7 protein-coding genes are annotated in these 6,680 nt (G+C 71.8%); 3 read left to right on the forward strand and 4 right to left on the reverse strand.

The window, feature by feature from the left end; translation table 11 throughout:
- Window positions 1-93: 93 nt before the first annotated feature.
- From ACFXAZ_RS18135 to ACFXAZ_RS18150, 4 genes are all read right to left on the reverse strand, one after another.
- Window positions 94-1,197: an ABC transporter substrate-binding protein gene (locus ACFXAZ_RS18135; protein ID WP_384591610.1), complete on the reverse strand. Its 1,104-nt coding sequence runs from the start codon at window positions 1,195-1,197 to the stop codon at window positions 94-96.
- A gap of 378 nt (window positions 1,198-1,575) precedes the next feature.
- Window positions 1,576-2,865: a M24 family metallopeptidase gene (locus ACFXAZ_RS18140; protein WP_384591613.1), complete on the reverse strand. Its 1,290-nt coding sequence runs from the start codon at window positions 2,863-2,865 to the stop codon at window positions 1,576-1,578.
- A 319-nt stretch (window positions 2,866-3,184) separates the two neighbouring features.
- Window positions 3,185-3,667 carry a MarR family winged helix-turn-helix transcriptional regulator gene (locus ACFXAZ_RS18145; protein ID WP_384591616.1) on the reverse strand — a complete coding sequence of 161 codons (483 nt, stop codon included), beginning with the start codon at window positions 3,665-3,667 and terminating at the stop codon, window positions 3,185-3,187.
- A gap of 195 nt (window positions 3,668-3,862) precedes the next feature.
- Window positions 3,863-4,057, reverse strand: a complete 195-nt coding sequence (locus ACFXAZ_RS18150; protein WP_384591619.1) for a hypothetical protein — start codon at window positions 4,055-4,057, stop codon at window positions 3,863-3,865.
- Window positions 4,058-4,246: 189 nt separating this feature from the next.
- Between ACFXAZ_RS18150 and ACFXAZ_RS18155 the strand changes: the two genes are divergently transcribed.
- From ACFXAZ_RS18155 to ACFXAZ_RS18165, 3 genes are all read left to right on the forward strand, one after another.
- Window positions 4,247-5,170, forward strand: a complete 924-nt coding sequence (locus ACFXAZ_RS18155) for a VOC family protein (protein WP_384591622.1) — start codon at window positions 4,247-4,249, stop codon at window positions 5,168-5,170.
- On the forward strand, window positions 5,167-5,973 hold the full coding sequence (locus ACFXAZ_RS18160) for an aspartate dehydrogenase domain-containing protein (RefSeq protein ID WP_384591625.1): 807 nt from the start codon (window positions 5,167-5,169) through the stop codon (window positions 5,971-5,973). Before ACFXAZ_RS18155 ends, ACFXAZ_RS18160 begins: the two co-directional genes overlap by 4 nt.
- Window positions 5,974-6,680 (forward strand): alpha/beta fold hydrolase (locus ACFXAZ_RS18165; protein ID WP_384591628.1); only part of this gene is annotated, 707 nt, incomplete at its 3' end.

Below are 6,680 nucleotides of genomic sequence, written 5' to 3' on the forward strand. Positions count from 1 at the left end.
GTGGAACGGCGGGCGGCGGCGCTCCACCGCGCGCGGTGCTCCGGCCGGCGGCGGGACGGGAGGGGCTCGGAACAGAGGTCTTGTCGGGCATCGCTACTTCCTCAGCAGGCGGGCGACCTGCTTGTTGACCTGCTCGTACTCGTTCATCCACCAGTCGGTGTCCGCGGTCATCACACCGCCCGCCTTCTGGGCCAGACCATGGAGATCGGTGCCGGGAGTGGTGTGGCGGGGCCAGTCGAGGACCTCATACGCGTGTCGGCGGCCCTGTTCGGTCGCGTTGAGCCAGTACAGGAAGAGCTGTGAGGCGGCGGGGTTCCGGGCACCCTTGATGACGAGGCCCGCGCGCGGCACGACGGGCACCTTGACGGGCGCGTAGTCGACCGGTGCCTTGGCGGTGCGCTGGCGCTCGCCGATGCGGACCCCGAAGCCGACGGGGAACTCGCCGCTGCTCACCTGGGTGCGGATGGCCGTCGGTACCGAGGCGAGCGACACCCGCCCCTTCTCCAGCAGCCGGCGTACGAAGTCCAGCGTGGCCTCGGTACCGAGGCCTGCGGCGAGCGGGCTGAACACGTCGGGCAGCCCGGAGGTGACGATCTTGCCGCGCCAGCGGTCGGTGAGCAGGTCCTCCAGGGTCTTCGGGGCGTCCTCGGCCGTGACGTTCTTGGTGTTGTAGAGGACGGTGCGGGCGATCTCGGCGACGACGATGCCGTGGTGGCCGGTCCAGACGTCGGCGGCGGCCACCCCCTTCATGGCGGCCCAGTCGACCGCGTGGACCAGGCCCGCGCCGCTGAGCTGCTTGACCACCAGGGGAGTGGTCGCGAACACGTCGATCGACGGGGCTACCTGTGCCTTCGCCTCCTGGGCGAGCTTGCCCGCGAATGCCGGATCGGGCTCGCCTCCGACGAACTGGATCTCGATGTCGGCACCGGTGTCGGCGCGCAGGGCCCGGGAGAGCTTCCGGGCGTGGGCGGGAGTACGGGAGTCGGTGCTGACGAAGACCCGTATCCGCCCTTCCTTCGCCGCCTCGTCGGCGAGCGGCCTGAGGGAGGAGGGCAGGGTGCCGCCGGTTCCTGACCCGGCCCCTGCTCCGGTCCTGCCGGAGCCGTCGCCGCAGGCGGTGAGCAGACCGGCCGCTCCCGCTGCGGCCATACCGTGCAGAAGGGAACGCCGGTCGAGAGACGGGGGCGTCTTCGTCATGATCAATACCACCTTGCCGGAAGGGTGGCCGGACGGTCCGGCCGGAAAGGGGGGCGAGGTCGCCGGGGGCGTGGGGTGTCCGACGGTGGGGAACCGGCTGAGGGGGCCGGGGAACTCTGTGGTGAGGATGTCGCCGGGTGTCGCCGTGTGCGGGCCCGGAGGCGGGCCCGTTCCGGTGTCGGACGGGGCGACGGGCGGAGGGGGCCGCGCGGACGGGTCGTGCTCCGCGGGGCCCGGCCGGGGTCGTCCGGGCCGGGCCCGTGTGCCGGTCGGCCCGGCGGCGGTGACCACATGGGATCGGGGTCGAAACCATATGGCGGGGATGTGCTGTGTTCGGGGCGAGCGTCCGGGGTGTGTGGCCGGGTGGCCCGACGTCGGCTACACCTCGACCGAGTTCAGACGGGTGGAGACGGTGTTGAACTCGCGGCAGCCGGACTCCGTCGCCGCTACCACGCCGCCGACGATCGCGCCCCGCCTGCCGAGCCGGGCGTCCGGCTGGAGGGAGAAGGTCATGCCGGACTCGATCTCGAAGTCGAAGAAGGGACTTTCGTGGCCGTCGGCGCCGGGGTACGCGCCGGCGAACCCGGCGACGTGGTCCCGGATGCCCAGACCCGAGCCGCCACCGGAGAGAAGCGGGTTCAGCGAGGCGAACTGGGGGGTGAGGTGCCACATCCCGGCCTCGGTGAGCGGTGCCTCCATCGCCGCGCACACCTCGGCGAAGGACGCGCCGGGCCGTACCGCGTCGACGCCGGCCTCGTAGGAGGCGCGGGCAGCCTCGGCGCAGCGCAGGGTCTCGGCCGGCGGAGTCCCCAGGGTGAAGCTCATGTTGACGTGGGTGTTCAGCTCGGCGTAGTTGGGGAAGATCTCTGCCCACACCATGTCGGAGTGTTCCAGTCGCCTTGCCGGCTCCGGGCGGGTCAGCCAGGTGGGCTCGCCCCAGGCGCAGTTGTCCAGGCCCGTCTGAAAGAGCATCCAGGTGACCCGCATGCCCCTGCGCAGCATCGTCGCCACGCCCTCGGCATAGAGGGCCGTCTCGTCCAGGCCGGGTACGGCGAGCGCCATCATGGCTTCGATCGCTGCGTCCCCCGCCGCGGCGGCGGTGGCGAGGTGCTCCAGGTCCTCGTCGCTGCGTCGGGCCATGACGAGCCCGTAGTCGCGGGTGACGTCGAGGAGCGTGGCGCCCGGGAGCCGTTCGCCGATCGCGTCCCAGACGGGCCGGGAGACCCAGCCGCCCGGGTAGAACGGCGAACCGTAGCCGGCTCCGATCACGCCGAGCCGCCCGCCGCCGAGCCCCTTCTCCCGCGCGATCTCCGGCAGCGACTCCGGCGCGGACCCCACGCGGATGTCCTCGATCCAGGTCTCCAGGCCGCGCTCGCGGGTGAGCAGGTTCTGCGCCGCGACCTGGGCGGCGAAGGCCACCATGGCCGGCTCGCCGTGCCGGGGTACCACGAAGTGCTGGTAGCGGCGGTCGCGGAAGAGGTACTGGCCCGCGTCGTACCGGTCGCTGCGGTCGGCGCCGAAGACCAGCAGTCCGTCTAGTTCATGGGCGTCCATGAACTCCTGGGTGCGGCGCATCCGGAAGGCGCGCTCGTCGTGCGGTACCCCCTCGGGGGTGCGGCACGCTGATGCGGTCCGCGGGGTCGTCCCGGCGTTGGTCGGAGTCGGCACGGATAGCTCCCTTCGGGCCCCTCTTGTGGGTCGCCCGCCCACGGGGGGCGGAGACGCCGGGGGCGTGGACTCAAGCCCTGGGGGTCGGATTCCGCCGGGGGGCGCCGAGCCGGCGCCACCGGCGCCCGAGGGCCCATGATCCGGAGGATTGATCTATGTGCCGAGACCATAGACTCCGCTTTCGGCAATCCACAAGACTTAGAGCAAAGAAGCTTTTAGTTGAGTGATTTCACTGCGGAAGACGGCTCGGTCCCCGGCCCGCGGCTCGTCGGTCGCGTGCCGGGGGCGGGGGTGAGGCGCCGATGCGGGCGGCGGCCGGTCAGTCCAGGTCGCGCAGCCAGGTCTCCAGCTTCTTCAGCAGACCCGCGAGTTCCTCGCGCTCCTCTCGGCTGAGTGTCTCCAGCATCTCCCGCTCCCGTTCCAGATGGTCGTCGATGACCCGGTCGATGAGCGCGAAGCCGGCCGGGGTCAGCTCCGCGTAGACGCTCCGCCGGTCCTCCTCCGAGCGGATCCGGCGGATCAGTCCGTCGCGCTCCATCCGGTCGAGCCGCATGGTCATGCCGCCCGAGGTCAGCAGGGACGAAGCGGCCAGCTCCCGGGCGGTCTTGCGGTACGGCGGCCCCATCCGGCGCAGGCTCGCCAGCACATCGAACATCGACTGGTTGATGGCGTGGCGGTCGTACGTCCGGTTCGACAGATTGCGGACGAGCAGCCCGCAGCGGGTGATCCGGCCCACGACGTCGATGCTGTCGGCGTCGAGCCCCGGTCGTTCGGTCCGCCATTCGGCGATGATCCGGTCCACTTCGTCGGGGTGGTCCCCGGATGCCGGGCTCGGTGCCGCTCGCCCGGGCTCCCCAAGCGGGGGTTCGGACGCGGCGGAACGCCTGGAGGGTCGCTGGCTCACGGTACGCCTGCCTACGGGTCGTCGGGGAAAGGGCCGGGCGCGAACAGTAACAGCCCTATGTATTGACACCTTGAGAGACTCAGAGCTTAGCGTTCACGCGGCCTGGCAGGAATCGGTGTACGGAACCGTGAGAGCCGCCACCGCGACCCGCCCGGACCCGTCGATGGCCCATGCTCTCGGGCCGACATGCCGGGCAGGCTCGGGGTCGGGGTGTCCGAAGCGCCGGGCCCCTGCGCCGGACTCCGCGCCGGGCCCCTGCGCGCTGCCCCGGCGTCCGAAAGCGCTCATCCGGCGAAGGGTGGGCCCGTGCAGTTCTCCGCGAGTTCGGCTGCCGATGCCATGCCGAGTGCGCCGAATCGGCCGGCCGGTCCAGCCCGTTCCCGCCCCAAGACCTTCAGAAATTCGACACACACAAGCATCTTGACTCTAAGTTGCTTATAGCTGAATGATTCAACACTGAGGTAAATGGAGGTAGTCATGGATCAGGCAGTCGTGCGTTTGCACTCACTGCGCTCGGTGCAGCTGAGGGTCCCCGATGTGGACGCCTGTACGGATTTCTACTCGGAGGTCTGGGGACTCTCGGTCGTCGAGCGCGACTCCGACGACACCTGGCTGCGCGGCACCGGACCGAACCACCATGTGCTGCAGCTCTCCCGCACGGAACAGAACGCGCTCGGACGCATCAGCTTCGCCGTCCGCACCCGTGCCGAGATCGACGAGGCGGGCCGCGGGCTCGTCGCGAAGGGCGTGCCGCTGCTGCGCGAGCCCGGACCGCTGGACGCCGTCGGCGCCGGGTACGGACTTCAGCTGGCCGACCCCGAGGGCCGGCGGATCGAACTGAGCTGCGACGTCCACTCCGTCGCTCCGCAGAGCCACGACCGGGCCGTGCCGACCGGGGTCACGCACGTCGTGCTCAACACCGTGGACATCGACGCGGCGGTCGCCTTCTACACCGAGGTGCTCGGCATGCGGGTGTCGGACTGGTCGGAGCACCAGATGGCCTTCCTGCGCTGCAACACGGACCACCACAGCATCGCCTTCAACCAGGCCGCGTGGACGTCGGTCAACCACGTGGCGTACGAGATGCCGTCGATGGACCACTTCATGCGCGGCATCGGTTCACTGAGGCACCACGGGATCACACCCCTGTGGGGCCCCGGGCGGCACGGTCCGGGCGACAACACCTTCTCCTACTTCGCCGATCCCGCGGGCCTTGTCTGCGAGTACACCTCGGACGTCGCCCAGATCGTCGAGGACCAGTGGCTGTGCCGGGTCTGGCGCCGGGTGCCGGAACTCTCCGACCTGTGGGGAACCGCCGGTCCGCCGTCGTACCAGGCGCGGGGCCACATGGCCGGCAGCGAGGACCGCGGCGTGTTCGCCGAAACGGAGAAGGCACAGTGACCCGCCCCGGAGAACAGTCGGTACGCGTTGCGGTGATCGGCGCCGGAGCGATCGGGCGCGCGGTGATCGGCGCCCTCCAAGCCGGGCGACTGCCCGGAGTCGAGCCCGTCGGCGTCGTCGATGACCGCAGGACGGGCGACCTCGGCCTGCGGCAGATCAGCCTCGCAGGCGCGATGGAGCGTGCCGACGTGATCGTCGAATGCGCGGGCCGGACCGTGATCGCCCAGTCGGGTCCTGCCATCCTCGACCACGGGGTCGACCTCCTGGTCACCTCGGTCGGTGCCCTCTGCGACCCCGACGTCGCGGCGGCGCTCGACACGGCCGGCCCGGGACGCTACCTGATCACATCGGGCGCCGTCGGCGGACTGGACATCCTCACGGCCGCCGCCGCCCAGGCACCGTTCGACAGAGTCGGCGTCACCACCGCCAAGCTGCCGGCGACCCTCGTCCAGCCCTGGATGGACGCCGCCGCCGCTGACCGGCTGCGCCGCACCACCGAGCCGGTCGAGATCTTCCGGGGCGATGCCGCCAGGGCCACCCGCCTCTTCCCCCGCTCGCTCAACGTCGCGGCGACCGTCGGCCGGGCCGTCGGCGACATCGGCCTGGTCGAGGTGCGACTCCTCGCCGACCCGGAAGCCGCCCTGACCCGCCATGTCATCGAGGCCGAGGGGCCCTGCGGAAGCTACCGGTTCGAGATCGCCAACCTGCCGTCCGCACAGAACCCGCGCACCAGCGGCGTGGTCCCGCACGCGGTCCTCCGCTCGCTCAGCGTCCTGGTCGGGCAGCCTCGGGGAGTGATCTGAATGGTCCCCGCCCACCGCACGGCCGGCACCGGCCCGGGAATGCTGCTGCTGCACGGCATCGGTTCCTCCGCAGCCTCCTTCGCGCCCCAACTGAAGGAACTCGCCGGTGAGTTCACCCTGACCGCCTGGGACGCGCCCGGATATGCCGCCTCACCCGACCCGGTCGGACCGGTCGGGCTGGACGGGTACGTCACTGCCGCAGTCGCCGTCGCCCGCACCGCGCTGGACCCCGGCCCGTTCCACCTCGTCGGCGTCTCCTGGGGCGGAGCGATCGCGCTCCGGCTCGCCGCCACCCACCCGGAGCTCGTGCGGTCCCTGACCGTGATCGGCGCCAGCCTCGGCTCGGGCACCGACCCCGCACGGGCCCAGCAGATGCGCTCCCGGGCCGCCGAACTGCGACGACTGGGCCCGCAGGCGTTCGCCCGCGAGCGCGCGCCACGTCTCCTCGCCCCCGACGCCCCGGCCGAACTGGTCGAGACCGCCACCGACACGATGGCCGACGCGATCAGGCTGCCGGGCTACGCGTCCGCCGCCGAAGCCATGGCCTCGGCCGACCTCACCGCAGACCTGCACCGGATCACCGCCCCGACGCGGGGTCGGCGACCAGCCGGGGGTCCCGACCCCGCACCGCCGCCCCCCCCCGCGTGGAGACCACCGCCCGCGGCCGCCCCGCCGGGAGCCACACCCCCCCCCCCCGCCCCCCCCAC

Source organism: Streptomyces sp. NPDC059477 (genome assembly GCF_042749375.1).
Classification (GTDB): Bacteria; Actinomycetota; Actinomycetes; order Streptomycetales; family Streptomycetaceae; genus Streptomyces.

Bases quoted from the DNA above. Each gene is read 5' to 3' on its own strand.
- ACFXAZ_RS18135 (WP_384591610.1), bottom strand. From the start codon at position 1,197: ATGACGAAGACGCCCCCGTCTCTCGACCGGCGTTCCCTTCTGCACGGT.
- ACFXAZ_RS18150 (WP_384591619.1), bottom strand. From the start codon at position 4,057: ATGAGCGCTTTCGGACGCCGGGGCAGCGCGCAGGGGCCCGGCGCGGAG.
- ACFXAZ_RS18155 (WP_384591622.1), top strand. From the start codon at position 4,247: ATGGATCAGGCAGTCGTGCGTTTGCACTCACTGCGCTCGGTGCAGCTG.